This is a genomic window from Paenibacillus sp. EKM301P, from assembly GCF_011800295.1.
Classification (GTDB): domain Bacteria; phylum Bacillota; class Bacilli; order Paenibacillales; family Paenibacillaceae; genus Paenibacillus; species Paenibacillus polymyxa.
This window is the reverse complement of the sequence record NZ_JAALFM010000115.1, coordinates 1-332: the sequence shown is the minus strand read 5'-3', so window position 1 is coordinate 332 and position 332 is coordinate 1. Positions and strand designations below refer to the sequence as shown.

Sequence of the window (332 nt, the reverse complement as noted above, 5' to 3'; positions counted from 1 at the left end):
GAACGGTTTGGCGCAGATATCCGTATCATCAACAGCTATGGCGTCACGGAAGCGGCGATTGACTCCAGCTTCTACGATGAAGAGCTGTCGAAACTGCCAAGCAGCGGGAATGTGCCGATTGGACAGGCGTGGCTGAACGCACGCTTCTACATCGTGGACAGCCAGCTGAATCCGGTACCGATCGGTGTACTGGGCGAGTTGTGCATCGGCGGCATCGGGGTCGCACGGGGGTACCTGAACCGTGCGGACCTGACAGCCGAGAAATTCGTAGCGAACCCGTACGTACCGGGTGAACGTTTGTATCGCACCGGCGATTTGGCGCGGTGGATGCC

1 protein-coding gene is annotated in these 332 nt (G+C 59.0%); it reads left to right on the top strand.

Annotated features, from left to right (window positions below):
• The coding region (locus HFD99_RS25095; protein WP_167441082.1) for an AMP-binding protein at positions 1–332 on the top strand (332 nt) is incomplete at both ends.